Raw genomic sequence first — 17,079 nt, forward strand, 5'->3', positions numbered from 1 at the left:
GGGCGTGGTGATCGGAACCGGGTTCGGCAAGTACGCCGCCGCACCCGCATATCAGATGCTGGGTTTCGATTTCCCGCCCGCGCCGCGGCGCTCACCCCCGCCGGCGCTGTCGTCGATTCTGGCTCAGGTTGCCGACGCTGTGCGCACCGGAACCCAGCTCGCGCCCTCATCCGACGACGGGGTGGCCGTCGCGCCAACGATGGATCAGCTGCGGGCCATGTCATGACCGCGGAACTCGACGAGTTTCGCGAGCGCGTGCGCGCGTGGTGTGAGACCCACGTGCCCACGGACTGGCGCGCCACCCAGAGCGGCGCCAGCGACGCCGAATTCGCGGCCTTCCAGAAGACCTGGTTCGCCGAACTGCGCGCCGCCGGCTTCGCCGTGCCGCACTGGCCGTCCGAGTGGGGCGGTGGGATGAGCGTGGATGAGCAGATCGTGCTGTATTCCGAACTGGCCGCCCATGACGCCCCGCGGCTGGTGTTGGCGTTCGTCGGCATCCACCACGCCGCCTCCACGCTTTTGGTGGCGGGAACCGACGAACAACGCACACGTCACCTGCCTGCGATCCTCGATGGCGAGACGTGGGTCCAGGGGTTCTCCGAACCCGAGGCCGGATCCGACCTGGCCAGCCTGCGCACCACCGCGCGGCGGGTGGGCGACACCTTCGTCGTCGACGGTCAAAAGCTCTGGGCCAGTGGTGGACTGCACGCTGACTGGTGTTTGCTGTTGGCCCGCACCGACCCCGACGCCGCCAAGCGGCAGGGCATCTCCTACTTCCTGCTGGATATGACCAGTCCGGGTGTCGAGGTACGGCCGATCCGCAACGCCGTCGGCGATTCGCACTTCTGCGAGATCTTCCTCGACGGGGTGAAGATCCCGGCCGCCAATCTGATCGGCGCGGAGAACCAGGGCTGGCAGGTCGCCCAAGCCACCCTCGGTGCCGAACGTGGCATGACCATGCTCGAATTGGCCGAGCGGCTGGGCAATGCGGGCTTCCGCCGGCTGGTGCAGGCTTGCCAGCCGCTCGACGACGCGCGGGTTGCCGACCGGCTGGCGCAGTTCGAGATCGAGATCGCCGGCCTGCGCGGACTGTGCCGGGAGCTGGTGCTGCAGCACGACACCGGCGCGGTGGGGACGGCCGACGCCTCCGTGGTCAAGCTGTACTACAGCGAATTGCTGCAGCGGATGACCGATTTCGGCGCCGAGATCGGCGGAATGGCTGCCCACACCCACCTCACCAAACCGGCCTCCAGTGGCTGGGAATCCGGATCGTGGCTGCTGGACTTCATCGGCTCGTGGGAGTGGACGATCCCCGGTGGCGCCAGCGAGATTCAGCGCACCATTATCGCCGAACGCGGCCTCGGGCTGCCGCGAGAGCCGAGCGTGGCGTAATGGCTGGCGAATTCGACGAATTCCATGCCGAGCTCCGCTCCGTAGCCGGTGATCTGCTCGCTAAGGACAGCTCAGCCGAGTGGCCTGTGCTCGCCGATGCGGGGTGGGTCGGACTCGAGGTGCCCGAGCACCTCGGCGGCGCCGGGGCCACCTTCGCCGAGGTGGCGGTCATCTGTGAGGAGATCGGTCGCGCCGCGAGCGCCAACAGCTTTCTCGGCAGCGCCGTGCTGGCCGTCGGCGTGGTGAATGCCTTGCTGCCCAGCGATACCCGGGACCGGCTGCTCGCCGAGATCGCCTCTGGCGCCACCAGGGTAGCCGTCGCCTTCGCGCCGTTCGAGTTCGTGCCCGACGCCGAGGGCGCTGACCGGATCCTGATGATCGACGGTGACAGTGTCGTTGAGGCCGACGTCACGGTCACCGCGCAACCTGTTCTGGACGAGACCCGTCGGTTGGCCATCGTGACGCCTGGCGAGGTGACGCGGGTGCATCGCCTCGTCGGTGATCCGCAGACACAGATCCGCCGGCTGCGCGACCGGGCAGCCGTCGCGGTGGCGTGCGACAGCCTGGGAGTGGCCGAAGCCATGCTCGCTGCGACCGTGGCCTACGTGAAGGTGCGTCAGCAATTCGGCAGGCCCATCGGCTCTTTCCAGGCGGTCAAGCACGCCTGCGCCGACATGCACGTGGCGATCGCGGTGTCCCGCCAACTAGTCAGTGCCGCAGTCGATGCCGTCGCCCACGGCGGACCCGACACGAGTGTGGCGGCCGCGATGGCCAAGTCCTACGCGTGCGGCGCCGCCGTCGATGTCGTCGGCAAGGCCATGCAACTGCACGGCGGCATCGGCTACACGTGGGAGAGCGGCGTCCACGTCTACCTCAAGCGGGCTGCGCTGAACCGTTCGCTGTTCGGCTCGCCCGCGTCCTATCGCAAAGATCTTTCCCAACGTTATCTGTAACGAAATCAAGGAGTGTCGCATGGGTGTACCGGTTTACAAACGCATTCTCGACCTGTTCGAGGCTGAGGGTGTCAACACATTGTTCGGCATTCCGGATCCGAATTTCGTTCATATGTTCACCGAGGCCGATGCACGCGGCTGGTCGGTCGTCGCGCCCCACCACGAGCTGAGCGCGGGCTTCATGGCCGAGGCGGCGTCCCGGATGACCGGCAAGCCCGGCCTGTGCATCGGCACGCTCGGCCCGGGTATGGCCAACATCGCCGGCGCGATCCAGTGCGCGCTCGTCGAGAACTCGCCGGTGATCTTCCTCGGTGGGCAGCGGGCCCGCGTCACCGAGCGCCGAGTGCGCCGCGGTCGCATCCAGTTCGTCCAGCAGGAACCGCTTTTTGCGGCGTCGGTGAAGTACAGCAGCTCCATCGAATACGCGGACCAGACCGACGAGATCATTCACGAGGCGATCCGCAAGGCGATGTCGGGCACTCCGGGCCCGACCTATGTCGAGTTTCCTTCGCACGTGATCCTTTCCGAGCTCGATGTCGACGCCGCACCGCCGCCGTCCAGCTACCGGCTGGTGAGCCAGGGCGCCGGCTCCCGTGAGGTCGCCGAGGCCGTGAAGCTGATCCTCGAAGCCAAGAGCCCGGTGCTGCTGGTCGGACACGGTGTGCACACCTCACGCACCCAGCAGGAAGTCAAGGAGCTCGCTGAGCTGATGGCCTGCCCGGTGATCCAGACCTCCGGCGGTACGTCGTTCATCCCAGGTCTGCAGGACCGGACGTTCCCGTACTTGTTCTCACCGGCTGCCAACCAGGCCGTCGAAGAATCCGATCTGTGCGTCGCGCTGGGCACCGAGCTCGGTGAACCCATGCACTACGGCCGAACCCAGCACTGGGCGGCCAACAACGCGAACCGCAAGTGGGTGTACGTCGAGCAGGACCCGACCGCGATTGGCGTCAACCGACCCGTCGACGTGGCGCTGGTCGGCGATCTGCGCGGCGTGGTGCCGCAGCTGGTCGAGGCGCTGCGCGACACCCCGCGTGCCCCCTCGGCCAACCTCGAGGAGCTGGTGAAGGCCGACGCGGCGGAGATCGCCCGGGTGGCCGAGGAAGCGCCGTCCGGGCGCTCGCCGATCCACCCGGCCCGCTACGTCGTCGAAGCCACCAAAGCCTTCGACGAATACACCGATGACGGCATCATGGTGCGCGACGGCGGCGCCACCGTGATCTTCGGTTGGACGTATTCGCAGACCAAACCACGCGACGTGATCTGGAACCAGAACTTCGGGCATCTGGGCACGGGCTTGCCCTACGCGGTGGGCGCTTCGGTCGCCGAAGGCGGCAAGCGGCCGGTGATGTTGCTGACCAGTGACTCAGCGTTCCTGTTCCACATCGCCGAATTGGAGACCGCGGCCCGGCAGAACCTGCCGCTGGTGTGCGTGGTCGGCGTCGACCACCAGTGGGGCCTCGAAGTGGGTGTCTACAAGCGCACTTTCTCCCAGCCGTCGCCGCAACCAGGTGTGCACTGGAGCAAGGACGTCCGGATGGACAAGATCGCCGAGGGTTTCGGCTGCCACGGCGAGTACGTCGAAAAGGAATCCGAGATCGGGCCGGCGATCGCCCGCGCCTACGCCAGTGGCAAAGTCGGTGTCGTGCACGTGTGCATCGACCCGAAGGCGAACTCCGAGGAGATGCCGAAGTACGACCGATTCCGGACCTGGTACGCCGAAGGCACCCAATAACCCGCTATCAGCCGCTGAATTTAGGAGGATGCTTCGATGCGCGAATATTTGAAGTTCTACATCGATGGCCAGTGGGTTGATCCGGTCGAACTCCGGACTCTCGACGTCGACAACCCCACCCTCGAACAGGTCGGCGGCAAGATCGCGATCGGTTCTGAGGCCGACGTGGACAAAGCGGTCAAGGCCGCCCGCAACGCGTTCAACAACTGGTCGCAGACCACGCGCGAGGAACGCCTCGACGTGTTGGAGGCGGTGCTGGCGGAATACCAGAAGCGCTCAGGTGACCTGGCTGACGCGGTGCATGAGGAGATGGGCGCACCGCCGTCACTGGCCAGCGGTTCGCAGGTCATCATGGGCATGATTCAACTGTCCACCGCGATCGATGTTCTGAAGAGCTACTCCTTCGAGGAGCAGAAGGGCGCCACCCTGGTGGCCAAGGAGCCGATCGGCGTCTGCGGGCTGATCACACCGTGGAACTGGCCGATCAACCAGATCGCCTGCAAGGTGTTCCCGGCACTGGCCGCCGGCTGCACGATGGTGCTCAAGCCCTCGGAGGTCGCGCCGTTCAGCGGGCAGATCTTCACCGAGGTCATCGCCGCGGCGGGAGTGCCTGCCGGGGTCTACAACATGGTCTTCGGCGACGGGCCAGGCGTCGGCACGGCGTTGTCGAGCCATCCCGGCATCGACATGGTCTCATTCACCGGATCCACGCGGGCGGGCATCGAGGTCGCACGCAACGCTGCGCCGACAGTCAAGCGGGTGGCCCAGGAACTCGGCGGCAAGAGCCCGAACATCGTCCTCGACGACGAGGCCTTCGCGCAGAGCGTCGCGGCGGGTATTTCGGCGATGATGCTGAACTCCGGCCAGAGCTGTAACGCGCCGTCGCGCATGTTGGTGCCGAAGACGCGGCTCGACGAGGCCGTCACGGTGGCTCGTGCCACTGCTGAAGGCGTCAAAGTCGGTGATCTGTCCGACAATTCGGCGATCGGGCCGGTGGCTTCCCGGATGCAGTTCGAGAAGGTCCAGGGACTGATCCAGAAGGGTATCGACGAAGGCGCGACGGTGGTCGCCGGCGGCCCCGGGCGCCCCGACGGTCTGGACACCGGGTACTACGTGCGCCCGACGGTGTTTGCCGACGTGAACAACGACATGACGATCGCGCGCGAGGAGATCTTCGGGCCGGTGGTCTGCATTCTCGGCTACGACGATCTGGATCAGGCCATCGAGATCGGCAACGACACCGACTATGGGCTCTACGGCTACGTCTCGGGAGCCGATCTGGATAAGGCACGGGCGCTGGCCCGCCGGATTCGTGCCGGTACGGTGACCATCAATCACGCCTTCGACATCACCGCCCCGTTCGGTGGTTACAAGCAGAGCGGCAACGGCCGCGAATGGGGCGAAGAAGGGCTCGATGAGTTCCTCGAGTCCAAGGCTGTTCTGGGCTTCGCGCCGGCCGGCACCGGGGAGTAGCCACCCCCGACGGTTACCATCGGCACCCATGCGAGTTCTGGTGCAGCGGGTGAGGTCGGCGTCGGTGTCGGTGGACGGCGCGGTGGTCGGTGAAATCCGGCCATCGAGCCAGGGATTGCTGGCTTTGGTCGGTGTCACCCATGCCGACACCGATGACATTGCCCGGCGGCTGGGTGAAAAGCTCTGGCAGCTCAGGATTCTCGACGACCAGCAATCGGCAGCCGATACCGGCGCCCCGATTCTGGTGGTCAGTCAGTTCACGCTGTACGCCAACACCACCAAGGGGCGCAGGCCCACGTGGAACGCAGCGGCACCCGGTGCGGTCGCCGAGCCGCTCGTCACGGTGTTCGTCAATACCCTGCGCACACTGGGCGCCCACGTCGAAACTGGGCAGTTCGGTGCCGATATGCAGGTTGAACTGGTCAACGACGGACCCGTTACGGTGCTGCTGGAACTGTAACCCCCAGCGATGGCAGCGGTTTGGCGGCGGTCTCACGCAATGTCAGCACCGTCGCCAGGGACACTACCGCGGCCACGATGGTGTAAATGCCTGCGGCGTAGGCGTTTTCAGTACCAGGAAGGCCGGATACGCCAGCACCGCGAATCCGCCCGCACCGACGGCCGCAGGAATCGACACCCAGGCCTTGGTGACGGCTTCCCGCAACGGTGAGACCGCGACCTCGTCGGCCTGCGACAGCCCCGCGAACGCCGGGGTACTCCACGGCGTTTCCGATGGAGGCCCCGGTGATGACCCGCGCAACGGGGCCGTGTTCGTTATGTGATCATCGGTCGGCAAAGTACGTTCTCCCACAATCGAAGTCACCAGAACGATAACGGGCGTCGGCGGGGCCCGATAGCCGGCCGAATTGCCGAATAGTGGCTGGGAACACGGAACCGAGCAGGCCTTTCTGTGCACGGTCGGCCCGGATCGATTGTCGAGTTCCTCGAGGACTCACCGCTGGGTCTGGCCAGCTGGCTTCTGGAGAAGTTCCATGGCTGGTCCGATACTCGCGGCGGTGTGCCGATCCGCACCGACCGGCTCATCGACAACCTGATGATGTACTGGCTCACCGGGCCAGCCGGTTCGCGCTAGTACAGCAAGGAGTGGTTGACTGGCCGTAGGCTGGCACGAATTGGAGGTGGAGCGATCGTCGACTCGGAGTATGTGAACGCCGATGTCCCCGAAGAGGTCCGCCGCGCCGTATTGACCGCTGCCCACGACGAACTGATCCGGTGGGGCTTGGAGCGCTTCGATATCCCCACGCTGTGTGCCCGGCACAAAATCGACGAGGCACTGGTCACCCTCTATTGGGGTGATGGCCGCAATCTTGCCCTCGACGCGTTGCTGTACTGGAGCGATGAAACCCTCGCCCCGGCTGACACCGGATCCCTGCGCAGCGATCTGCAGGCACTCGCCGCTGCGGTGGCCCGCCAGGTCAACACCGACACCGGCCGGAGCCTGTTGCGCGCGATGGTCGTCAATGACCGCGCTGCATTCGCCGATGACAGAAGGAAGGCGTTCTGGCTGAAACGGTTCGCCGGCTTCCGGATGATCTTCGACCGGGCAGTCGAACGCGGTGAGGTACGGGACGGCGTGGACCTGATCGCCGCCATGCAGCTGATACTCGCGCCGATCAACGTGCGCGCGCTCTACACCACCGACCCGATCGAACCGAGTTACTGCGAGGCCATCGCAGACCTGGCGTGGCACGCCGTCGCGGCGCGCTGAGCCCCATCGACGGGTTCAATTGTTATCGGTCCGCCGCCTGCGGTCGACCCCCGGCGTGAGAGCGTAGACCTCTATGCACACGTACAGCTTTGTCACCTACGAAGAATTCGGTCGCCGATTCTTCGAGGTAGCGGTGACCGAGGAGCGCGTTGCGGCCGCCTTCGCCGAGATCGCCGGCGGCGAGTTCGAGATGGGCCCGATGGCTCAGGGGCCCGGCGGGCTGGCCAAGGTCACCGCGAAGGTGAAGATCCAGCAGCCGGTGGCCCGGCGCAGCGTGGGGGACACCATCACGTTCAACATCCGCATCCCGCTGATCATCGAGTTGATCATCGACCTGCGCGTAGATAAACAGCGGTTCACGGTCGACGGTGACATCGCGCTGCGGGCCACGGCGCGGGCTGCCGAACCGCTGCTGCTGGTCATCGACGTCGCCAAACCGCGGTCCTCCGATATTGCCGTCCAGGTGGCGTCCACATCGATGCGGGGCGAGATCCTGCGTGTCCTCGCCGGCGTCGACGCCGAGATCCGTCGTTTCGTCGCGGCCTACGTCGCCGATGAGATCGACAGTCCGGGAGCACAACAAGCGAAAGTCATCGACGTCGTCGAGGCCGTCGCCTCGGCCTGGGACTGAGGAGATCCCAGTGCGCTTCGTCTTTGTGCACGGCGGTTTCCACGCGGGCTGATGCTGGGGGCGCACCGTCGCCGAGCTCGACCGGATGGGCCACGACGCGGCCGACGACGTTCTGCCGCACCCGCCGACTCGCCCTGATCTGCCGCGCAGCGGTGACAGTCTGGCTCGCGGCGATCGTATAACTGACGGCGACAAGCGGTTTGGCGATTAATCGCGCCGGGGGCGGCCGGTGAGATTGATCGCCAGGCCCACCGCGCTGAGCTGGGTGAGGACGTCTTCGATGCGCCCGGTAGGGACCTCGGCGCGCCACTCCGGCAGGCGTCCGGTCAGGCGCAGCGCGCCTGGTCTCAACGACAAGCTCGTCAAGGTCAGACCGCTGGTCAGCTGCGGTAAGCGCACCGGATAGGCCGGTGTCTTGGCCGGCAGCGCCCAGCGGCGCCGACGGGTCCGCACGGCCCGGGGACGCAGCCACAGCGTGGAGCCGTCGAGTTCCACCTCGACCTCCACACTGCCCAGTCCGGGGCGGCGAGCCCAGCGCAACCGGACGACGCCGTCATCGTCGACATGCCCCGACACGCGGGGCAGCGCGTCGGAGAACACCTCGTCGAGTGCGTGCGTTGAGACGTCCATGCTCACCTCGACCGGCGCGGCCACCAACACCGGCGGTATTCCCGGCTGCAGATGCACATTGTGCAGCACTACCGAGGCTCGTTCGAAATACCGCTCATCCCAACGGATATCCGTGGCGGCCAGCCGTACGTCGTTCAACTGACCGACCGCGAGCCGGCGAACATCGAGCCGCGAATCGAACTCGGTGACGGTCAGGGTGATGTCCCCGCTGTCCAACCGCACGGTCAGGGTGCGGCCGATCACCAACCGTTTGACGGTGATGAATAGGGTCCGATACGCCACCGCGGCTCCGGAGCTCACCGCCGACGACGACCACACAGACGACAGCATGTCCAGCGGCCGCAGGAGATCGAAACGGGCAAGACCCAGCGAACGTGCCATTACAGATCCAGCTCCAGGTGGCCGCCCTCGGGTGCGCGCGACACGCATGTCAGCATCATCCTGCGTGTTCGACCTCTTCGCTGCCGTGCCAGCGGAATACGTCGACCAGGGTGTGGGGCAGGATCGGCTCGGCGTTCACGCCGCGGGCAACCATCAGGTCGTTCAGCACCTGGTCGTGGACGTCGGCGTGGGTGGCTTGCTGGCCGATGAACCCGCGCATATCTTCGGCCAGCCGCGAATCCTTCACCAGCGGCAGCGCCTCGTTGTAGGTCTGGACGAACCAGCGTTCGGCCACCGGGAGCACGATATTGAGCAATCCGATCATGTGGGAGGCGACCGGATGGCCCGGAATACAGTGCAACGGGGGTCCGAGACGTCGAAGTCGACCTTGCGGGCCCGGATCTGCACCCGGCCAGGATCGATCTCGTGTTCGAAGCGGTGTGGGCGCGGCATGAGCACAACCTCCCGGCAGACTGCCGCGAGTCTAGCCGACGGGACCTGTTAGCCGACCTGAGTCGGCGTCACGATCACCGTGCCGGGAGCTCCCGGTGTCGGGCGGCCACCGCCATCGGCGGGAATCGTGGGCCCGGCGGGTGCGGTGCCGGCCGAGCTCGGCGGCGGAGCCTCCGGCTGGGCGGCCTTCTCGCAGTTCAGCATCAGCGACATCTTGCCGCTGGCCAGGTATTTCTGGCTCTGCACGATGCACTTGGCCTGTGGCACGTCACTGCCGACCGAGCCGCCGAAGACGGTCTGGATGCCCTGGGCGTGCAGGATCGCGACGGCCTTGTAATACGGCTCGCCGAGGATGTTCATAGTTCCACCGGCGTTCGGGTCGGCGTTGCTGGAACCCATGCTCAGGGCGGCTGCTGCCGAACCCGCGGCAAGCGCTCCAGCGGCCACCAGGATGAGCCTGTTCACTCGAACCTCCGTCTGTGTCTCCGGTCGAACATAGCGCAGGGTGATTCAAGATCGCCCAACGGGCAGATCCCACCAGCCTCTTGCGGTCTATCGTCACAACCGCTGTCAGACGTTTCATCCGCCGCCGAACTCGACGCTTTATCGCGTCTCAGGGGGCGTTGCCGCGCAGGATCGTGTAGCCGGCGAATGTCTCGCCTTCGGCCAGCGGCATGGCCCGATCCTACAAACGTCCCACCCGCGCCGGATCGTTGCGGCCCAGGTGGTGAAGGGTGCCGGCCCGCAGGGCGGGCAGGTCGTCGGTGACTCCGAGTACCCGCAGGCAGGCGTCGGCGACGTGGCCGGCCAACCTCGCGCGATCGGGCTGCGGGGTCCGCGACCACATGTTCACCAACGACTCGACCAGGCGGAAGGGCAGGTCGGCGGCATCATCGGCGACTCCGGTCGCACCAAGGATGATCCGGCTGAGGTCGAGATACGCCAGCCGCAGGCGCTCGCGTTCGGTCCAGAACGTGGCCAATCGGGCTTCCCGTAGCTCGGGCATCAAATACAGCGCACCAAGGTTCCACCGCGACGTCAGCAACTGCGCACCGTCGAAGGCGGCCAGGGTGTGCAGACACTGTTCCGGCGACGGATCAGCCTGCTGCAGGTCGGCCAGGAACGTCAGGGTCGGCGTGACGGTCTGATGAAGCAACGCCGACAACAGCTCGTCCTTGGTCTTGAAGTAGTGATATAGCGAGGCCTGCCGGATGCCGACCGCCTCAGCGATCGCCCGGGTGGATGTACTCGCATAACCGCGGGTGGTGAACAGTTCCCCCGCAGCGTCGAGGATCTCCTCCCGGGCCGTAGTGCCGGGCCTGCGCTGTTCGGTCAAGCGCGGGCGGCCCGACCGCGTTGTCTCCATGGATCCGATGTTGGCCCACATCACCTGCGAAAAGACAGACCTCGGGATTTTCTGTCACACGACAGAAACGCGCGATACCTATCGGTTACGCGCCGTCTTGGTTTGGTTACGCCAGCGACACCCACCGCGACACGAGGCCCGCAAAACTGTCAATCGACAGGCTGATGGCTCACCGGTGAGTCCATCCTCGTTACCCTTCTGACCCTCGGGGAGACTCCGCATGGCGAGCGCCGGAAGTGTTGCGCTACGACCTGACGCCCCGGCGACGACGCCGGTCGGCGACGTGGTCGCGGCAGTGGACGATTTAAGCGTCACGTTCCGCCGCAACGGCAAGGACGTCCGCGCGCTGCGTGGTGTGTCACTAGACATCGCTCCCGGCGAGATCGTCGGTCTGGTCGGCGAATCCGGATCCGGCAAGAGCGTGCTTGGCTTCAGCATGCTCGGACTGCTCGGGTCCGCCAAGACCATTGGCAACGTGCGGGTTTGCGGTACCGACATGCTCACCGGTGCGGATAAACAGTTGCGCAAGGTGCGGCGGCTGGATCTGGGCGCGGTGTTCCAGGATCCGATGACCTCGCTGAACCCCACTATGCGGATCGGCAAACAGGTCGAAGAGGTGGCCGGCAGCAGTGCTGAAGCACTCAAACTGCTTACTGCCGTTGGCATTCCGGACCCAAAGCGTCGGATGCGGGCCTATCCGCACGAGCTGTCCGGTGGCTTGCGCCAGCGGGTGATGATCGCGATCGCGGTGGCCGGTGAGCCCGAGTTGATCGTCGCCGACGAGCCGACCACCGCACTAGATGTCACCGTGCAGGCCCAGGTGCTGGCGCTGCTGCAGCGGCTGCGCACCGAGATCGGCTGCAGCATTGTGCTGATCACTCACGACCTCGGGGTGGCTGCCCAGATCGCTGACCGGATCGCGGTGCTCTATGCCGGGCGGATCGCCGAGATCGGCCCGACCGCAGAGGTGCTGGCCGCTCCCGCGCATCCTTACACTCACGGCCTGCTGCAATCGCGGCTCACGTTAGACACGTTGCGCGACCGCCCGCTGGCCGCGATGGCCGGCCAGGTGCCCAGCCCCACCGCACCGCTGCCCGGCTGCGCATTTGTGCCGCGATGCGCGGTGGCACGGGCCGAGTGTTCTTCCACACCAACCGATCCGGTCATCGTCGCCGCGAACCGGGTAAGCGCCTGCGTCATCGAGCCAGAGCAGATGCGGGCCGAGCTCGCCGGTATCGTCGCCGCCGAAACCGAAGCTTTCGCCGACCGGGCCGCGGTCGATGTCGAGCAGTCTCCGGCCGTCGATGTCCGCACCGTCACCAAGGCCTTCACCGTCCGCCAGCGCTGGCTCGATGGCTCGGGCACACCGGCGAGCAAACTCCAGGCGCTGCGTGGGGTGTCGCTGACCGTCGCCCATGGCGAATCGGTGGCGCTGGTGGGGGAGAGCGGCTCGGGCAAGTCGACCTTGCTAAGGATCATCGCCGGCCTGGACAAAGCGACCACCGGCGAGGTCGCGCTGGCCGCAAACCAACGCCCGCAGATGGTCTTTCAGGACGCCGGCGCCTCACTGACGCCGTGGCTGTCGGTGGGCGAACTGATCGGCGAGCGCCTGCGCGGTACGACGATGTCGCGTGCCGAACGCAAGGACGCCGTCGCCGCGGTGCTCGAGCGGGTCGGGTTGCCCCAGGACATCGTCAAGTCGCGGGCGGCGCAGCTCTCCGGCGGTCAGCGCCAGCGTGTTTCGCTGGCGCGGGCGACGGTGATCCCGCCACAGGTGCTGCTGTGCGACGAACCGACCAGCGCGCTCGACGTGTCGCTGGCGGCCTCGGTGCTCAACCTGATCGGCGAACTGCGCCGCGGGCTGGACATGTCGGTGGTGTTCGTGACCCACGACCTGTCGGTCGCACGGGTGGTCGCCGACCGGATCGCGGTGATGTACCTGGGCCGCATCGTTGAGATCGGCCCAGCCGAGGACGTCATCGGACGCCCGACCCACCCCTACACCCAGGCGCTCGTCGATGCGATCCCCGATCTGGGCCGCGACTGCCAGGTGCTGGCCGGGGAGCCCGCTAGCCCGCTGTCGCCGCCGACGGGATGCGCCTTTCACCCCAGGTGCCCCATCGCGATCGGCACGTGCAGCGATCTCGAACTCGACGTGCGGCTGGAAGGTATACCTGGCAGCCCGCACCAGGTCGCCTGTATCGAACGAAAGGCGCGCTGATGGCTATCGCGTTACCCGCCCCGGCTCTGCTTCGCAGCCGTGAGAAGCGGATGGCGGCACTGGCAGGAGATCGTGCGCTGGTGCTGAATTGGCTTGGTGCGTCGCTGATTCTGCTGGTGACCCTGATCGCAGTCGCCGTACCGCTGCTCGCTCCGTACGATCCGCTGGTGCCGGTAGGGATGCCCCTGCAGGCACCCGGCAAGGACGGCTTCCTCTTGGGTACCGACAGCGTGGGCCGCGACATCTCGACCCGGGTGCTGTTCGGTGTACGGTCCAGCTGGTTTGCAGCACTGGTCGTGGTTGCGGTGGGACTGCTGATCGGCGGCGTCGTCGGACTGATCGCCGGGGCGACCGGCGGCTGGCTGGATGCCACCCTGATGCGCATCACCGACGGGTTCCTGTCGCTGCCCGCACCGGTTCTCGCGATCGCCGTCGTGGCCGCGTTGGGGCCCGGCTTCATCCACACCCTGATCGCGGTGTCGATCGTGTGGTGGCCGTTCTACGCCAGACTGGTTCGCGGTGAGATCGCCCGACTGGCCGCGCGACCGCACGTCGAGGCTGCCCGGCTGGCCGGCGTGGGACCGGTCCGCCTCGCCATGCGTCACCTGCTGCCGGGGGCGGTACCCAACGCACTGGTGGCCGCCAGCCTCGACCTCGGGACGCTGATTCTCACCTTGGCCGCGCTGTCGTTCCTGGGACTTGGCCAGTCCGCCCCGGCGCCCGAGCTGGGCGCCGACGCCGCCCGCAACCTCAGCTATTTCCTGCAGCAGTGGTGGATTCCGGTGATGCCCGGCCTCGGGGTGCTGGTCCTCGCGGTGATCGGCAACATCGCCGGCGACAGCCTGCGCAACCTGATGAAGACGAGCTAGGAGGCCGCCGATGAGAACATTCGTCATTTCCCGGCTGGGGGCCACCGCAGTGATCCTTGTCGCGTTGACCGCGGTGATGTTTGTGCTGCAACACATTTCGCCACTGGATCCGGTCAAGGCTCAGATGGGCGCGCAGGCGTCAGCATCGGCGGTCGCCGCACGCCGGGAAGCGCTCGGCCTCAACGACCCGATCTTCACCCAGTTCTGGCACTACCTCACCGGCGCGGTGCAGGGTGACCTCGGGACGTCCTACCGGACCCGGCATCCCGTCGCGTCCGATCTCGGCAGCTTCTTCCCGGCCACGTTGGAGCTGGCGCTCTACGGCCTCGGTATCGCGTTGCTGCTCGCCGTCCTGCTGGCGTTCAGCACGACGTTGAAGTGGCGGGGATCGGCTGTGCTGCGGGCGATCCTGTTCACCGGCGCGTCGGCGCCCATGTTCCTGCTCGGCATCCTCGGGCTGATCGTGTTCTATCAGAAGCTGGGTTGGGTGCCTGCCAACGGCCGCACCGGGATCAGCAACCCACCGACCGGACCCACCGGATTGCTGACCGTCGATGGCCTGCTCAGTGGACGCTTCGACGTCGTCACCGACGCGCTGCACCATCTGATCCTGCCGGCGCTGGTGATGGCGCTGGGACCCGCGGTGGCGATCGGCCGGGTGCTTCGGTCGAGCCTGCTAACCGACATGGACAGCGACTACGCGCGCACCGCGCGGGCAAAAGGCTTGTCGGAGAGCAGGATCGTGGCCAGCCACGTGCTGCGGAACTGCATCGGCTCGTCGTTGTCGATGACCGGCCTGCAGATCGGGCTGATGTTCAGCGGCGTGCTGGTCGTCGAGCAGGTCTTCGGCTGGCCGGGAATCGGCCAGTACATCGCCCAGAGCATTCCAGTCGCCGACTTCCCGGCGATCGCCGGCGTGACGCTGATGCTCGGCGCCCTCTACGTCTTCATCAATACGGCCGTGGATCTTCTCCAGGCCGCCGCAGACCCCCGCATCGCAGCAATAGGAGGATAGGTTAGGTGCCGAAACAGCCACTGATCGTTGGCAATCCGGTTCTGGTCGTCGTCGATATGCAAGAAAGCGGTGGTATGCCCGCCGCCGAGGTCGGCATCGAGCATATGGCAGGCTACGACGACCGGATCGAACTGGCCGAGCGGCTCATCGCCGCCGCCCGTGCCTCGGGTATCCCCATCGTGTTCTTCCAGGAGGTGCACCGTCCCAGCGGTGTCGACTTCGGCCGCGAGCTGGACGGCAATGAGGGGGAGCACTGCGTCGAGGGTAGGGCGGGCACCCCGCTGCACCCGAGGTTACTGCCCGACTTCACCGGTCCCAACCACGAATTCCATATCGTCAAGCGGCGCTATTCCGGTTTCATCGGAACGGAATTCGAGATCGTGCTGTCCGGGCTGAAGGCGGACACGCTGATCCTGATCGGCGGACTGACCGATGTGTGCGTGCACTACACATTCGCCGATGCGCACCAGCGGGACTTCTATGTGCGGGTGGTGACCGACTGCGTCGGCGGGTCGTCGGTATACCGGCACGACGCCGCGCTGGATGCCATGGAGTACCTACAGGCCGGTGCGGTGCGCACCGGTGACGAAATCATCGCAGCGTTCGAGCAGCTCGGCGCGCCCGTCCTCGAAGGAGCCACCCGTTGAAGATTCGCCCGCTTGGAGTACTCGCCGCAGGCACCGCGGTCCTGCTCGTCGCGTCCGCGTGCGGTGGCGGATCCAATTCATCCGGCGGTACACCCAACGCCGCACCGACCGACAAGGTGCTGCACCTGTCGTTCCTGCAGGACCCGGGCCAGCCGCCAGACCCCGACGTCTACTACGCGGGACAGGGTCTCCTGCTGACCACCAACACCTACGAGGGCCTGCTGCAGTACAAGGGCGGCACCGACAAGCCGGTGCTGGAGCCACTTCTGGCCACCGAGTGGAATGCCTCGCCCGATAACAAGGTGTTCACGTTCAAGCTGCGCGAAGGCGTCAAGTTCCACGACGGCACCCCGTTCACGTCCGCCGCGGTCAAAGCCTCGTTCGACAGACGCGCGGCCGTGAACCAGGGCCCGGCGTACATGGTCACCGACATCGACTCGGTGACAACCCAGGGCGATTACGGCGTCACCGTCACGCTCAAAGCGCCCAACTCGGCGTTCCTGGACTACCTGGCCTGCCCGTACGGACCCCGCATCATGAGCCCGGAGGGCCTGAAGACGAACGGCGGCACCGACAACGCACAGGGCTATCTCACCAACCACGATCTGGGCACCGGCCCATACACGCTGACCGCTGCCGAGGTCGGCTCCAAGTACGAATTGACCGCCTTCGCCGATTACTGGGGTGCCAAGCCGTACTTCGAGAAGGTCGAGCTCCCGGTGATCACCGACGTGTCGGCACAGCAGTTGCAGTTCAACAACGGCCAGGTCGCCGCGATCCTGCACGACCTGCCGTCCTCGGCGGTGGGGCAGTACCTCAATGACAACAAGTACTCGCACTACTCGCTGCCGACCATGATGTCGAACTACGTCTATATTAATCCGCGCAAAGGCATGATGACCGACGTCAAGAACCGCAACGCGGTGATGCAGGCCATCGATGTCGACGAGTTGGTCAAGCAGACCTACTTCGGCCGCGGAAAGAAGGCCGAACAGATCTATCCGCCGAACATGATGGCCGCTGAGTTCGGCAAGCAGGCGGTGACGCACGATCCGTCGGTGCTGACCGGAATCGCGGCGGGTCTGCCTGCCGACCAGAAGGCCGTCACCATCGGGTACGACTCCAGCAACCCGGACAACCAGTTGATCAGCAACCTGATTCAGACTCAGTTGGCTGCCGCCGGGCTGACTGCCAAGGTGCAGGCCTATCCCACCTCGGAGATCTACGGCTGGGTCGGCGGCGACGGGCAGTCCGCGCCGGAGATCATGACCTATCTCGGGTGGCCGGACGCGCCGTCGCCCTACACCTGGGGCCACATCTCCTGGGATGCCGACGGTGGGCTGAACTTCTTCGGCTGCTCGGCGCCGGCGGTTACCGCGGCACTGGCCAAGGGGCTGCCCGCCGGCACGGACGCAGACTTCTCGACAGCCGGGGAGGAAGCGGTCAAGACCGGTTGCTGGCTGAACATCGCTGACGTCAACGATTTCATGGTTGCTCAGCCGTGGCTGAAGGGTGTCGAGCAGGCGCACGTCGTGACTGACCCGAACACGCTTCGGCTGTCCGCGCTGTCCGTGGGCTGACGCC

General features: G+C 66.2%; 18 protein-coding genes and 1 pseudogene. 14 read left to right on the forward strand and 5 right to left on the reverse strand.

Going from position 1 to position 17,079, the window contains the following annotated elements; translation table 11 throughout:
- The first annotated feature begins 4 nt into the window (after positions 1 to 4).
- From G6N13_RS18810 to dtd, 6 genes are read left to right on the forward strand one after another with little or no spacing between them, the layout of a single operon-like run.
- On the forward strand, positions 5 to 226 hold the full coding sequence (locus tag G6N13_RS18810; protein WP_235677819.1) for a hypothetical protein: 222 nt from the start codon (positions 5 to 7) through the stop codon (positions 224 to 226).
- Positions 223 to 1,392 (forward strand): acyl-CoA dehydrogenase family protein, encoded by a 1,170-nt coding sequence (locus tag G6N13_RS18815; RefSeq protein WP_163699396.1) that lies wholly within the window; start codon positions 223 to 225, stop codon positions 1,390 to 1,392. Before G6N13_RS18810 ends, G6N13_RS18815 begins: the two co-directional genes overlap by 4 nt.
- Positions 1,392 to 2,345 (forward strand): acyl-CoA dehydrogenase family protein, encoded by a 954-nt coding sequence (locus tag G6N13_RS18820; RefSeq protein WP_163699398.1) that lies wholly within the window; start codon positions 1,392 to 1,394, stop codon positions 2,343 to 2,345. The genes G6N13_RS18815 and G6N13_RS18820 overlap by 1 nt, the downstream gene beginning before the upstream one ends.
- Positions 2,346 to 2,364: 19 nt before the next feature.
- Positions 2,365 to 4,080: a thiamine pyrophosphate-binding protein gene (locus tag G6N13_RS18825; RefSeq protein WP_163699400.1), complete on the forward strand. Its 1,716-nt coding sequence runs from the start codon at positions 2,365 to 2,367 to the stop codon at positions 4,078 to 4,080.
- 36 nt (positions 4,081 to 4,116) lie between these two features.
- Complete coding sequence (locus tag G6N13_RS18830) at positions 4,117 to 5,553, forward strand: aldehyde dehydrogenase family protein (RefSeq protein WP_163699403.1); 1,437 nt, start codon at positions 4,117 to 4,119, stop codon at positions 5,551 to 5,553.
- Between the two features lie 28 nt (positions 5,554 to 5,581).
- Positions 5,582 to 6,013, forward strand: a complete 432-nt coding sequence (dtd, locus tag G6N13_RS18835; protein WP_163699405.1) for a D-aminoacyl-tRNA deacylase — start codon at positions 5,582 to 5,584, stop codon at positions 6,011 to 6,013.
- 63 nt (positions 6,014 to 6,076) lie between these two features.
- Here dtd and G6N13_RS18840 read toward each other — a convergent pair whose 3' ends face one another.
- On the reverse strand, positions 6,077 to 6,349 hold the full coding sequence (locus G6N13_RS18840; protein WP_163699406.1) for a hypothetical protein: 273 nt from the start codon (positions 6,347 to 6,349) through the stop codon (positions 6,077 to 6,079).
- Between the two features lie 114 nt (positions 6,350 to 6,463).
- Here G6N13_RS18840 and G6N13_RS18845 point away from each other — a divergent pair, with 114 nt between their 5' ends.
- The 3 genes from G6N13_RS18845 (at position 6,464) to G6N13_RS18855 (ending at position 7,913) form a co-directional block, all read left to right on the forward strand.
- Positions 6,464 to 6,646, forward strand: a complete 183-nt coding sequence (locus G6N13_RS18845; RefSeq protein ID WP_179965017.1) for a hypothetical protein — start codon at positions 6,464 to 6,466, stop codon at positions 6,644 to 6,646.
- A 15-nt stretch (positions 6,647 to 6,661) separates the two neighbouring features.
- Positions 6,662 to 7,282 carry a TetR-like C-terminal domain-containing protein gene (locus G6N13_RS18850; protein ID WP_235677820.1) on the forward strand — a complete coding sequence of 207 codons (621 nt, stop codon included), beginning with the start codon at positions 6,662 to 6,664 and terminating at the stop codon, positions 7,280 to 7,282.
- Between the two features lie 73 nt (positions 7,283 to 7,355).
- Entirely contained in the window at positions 7,356 to 7,913 is a 558-nt protein-coding gene (locus tag G6N13_RS18855) for a hypothetical protein (protein WP_163699407.1), read from the forward strand.
- 207 nt (positions 7,914 to 8,120) lie between these two features.
- Here G6N13_RS18855 and G6N13_RS18860 read toward each other — a convergent pair whose 3' ends face one another.
- From G6N13_RS18860 to G6N13_RS18875, 4 genes and pseudogenes are all read right to left on the reverse strand, one after another.
- Positions 8,121 to 8,924: a hypothetical protein gene (locus G6N13_RS18860; RefSeq protein WP_163699410.1), complete on the reverse strand. Its 804-nt coding sequence runs from the start codon at positions 8,922 to 8,924 to the stop codon at positions 8,121 to 8,123.
- Between the two features lie 64 nt (positions 8,925 to 8,988).
- Positions 8,989 to 9,377 (reverse strand): annotated as a pseudogene (locus G6N13_RS18865) (metal-dependent hydrolase); the annotation flags it as partial.
- Between the two features lie 48 nt (positions 9,378 to 9,425).
- Positions 9,426 to 9,842, reverse strand: a complete 417-nt coding sequence (locus tag G6N13_RS18870) for a hypothetical protein (protein WP_163699413.1) — start codon at positions 9,840 to 9,842, stop codon at positions 9,426 to 9,428.
- A 220-nt stretch (positions 9,843 to 10,062) separates the two neighbouring features.
- Positions 10,063 to 10,743 (reverse strand): TetR/AcrR family transcriptional regulator, encoded by a 681-nt coding sequence (locus G6N13_RS18875; RefSeq protein WP_163699415.1) that lies wholly within the window; start codon positions 10,741 to 10,743, stop codon positions 10,063 to 10,065.
- 220 nt (positions 10,744 to 10,963) lie between these two features.
- On the opposite strand from G6N13_RS18875, the gene G6N13_RS18880 reads away from it, so the two are divergent.
- From G6N13_RS18880 to G6N13_RS18900, 5 genes are read left to right on the forward strand one after another with little or no spacing between them, the layout of a single operon-like run.
- Positions 10,964 to 12,964 (forward strand): dipeptide ABC transporter ATP-binding protein, encoded by a 2,001-nt coding sequence (locus tag G6N13_RS18880; protein ID WP_163699417.1) that lies wholly within the window; start codon positions 10,964 to 10,966, stop codon positions 12,962 to 12,964.
- Complete coding sequence (locus G6N13_RS18885; protein ID WP_163699419.1) at positions 12,964 to 13,833, forward strand: ABC transporter permease; 870 nt, start codon at positions 12,964 to 12,966, stop codon at positions 13,831 to 13,833. Before G6N13_RS18880 ends, G6N13_RS18885 begins: the two co-directional genes overlap by 1 nt.
- A 10-nt stretch (positions 13,834 to 13,843) precedes the next feature.
- Positions 13,844 to 14,848, forward strand: coding sequence for an ABC transporter permease (locus tag G6N13_RS18890; protein WP_163699421.1), 1,005 nt, complete (start codon positions 13,844 to 13,846; stop codon positions 14,846 to 14,848).
- A gap of 5 nt (positions 14,849 to 14,853) precedes the next feature.
- Positions 14,854 to 15,495: a cysteine hydrolase family protein gene (locus G6N13_RS18895; RefSeq protein WP_163699423.1), complete on the forward strand. Its 642-nt coding sequence runs from the start codon at positions 14,854 to 14,856 to the stop codon at positions 15,493 to 15,495.
- Positions 15,492 to 17,075, forward strand: a complete 1,584-nt coding sequence (locus G6N13_RS18900) for an ABC transporter substrate-binding protein (protein WP_163699425.1) — start codon at positions 15,492 to 15,494, stop codon at positions 17,073 to 17,075. The genes G6N13_RS18895 and G6N13_RS18900 overlap by 4 nt, the downstream gene beginning before the upstream one ends.
- Positions 17,076 to 17,079: the final 4 nt, after the last annotated feature.

It is taken from the genome of Mycolicibacterium sarraceniae, from assembly GCF_010731875.1.
GTDB lineage: Bacteria > Actinomycetota > Actinomycetes > Mycobacteriales > Mycobacteriaceae > Mycobacterium > Mycobacterium sarraceniae.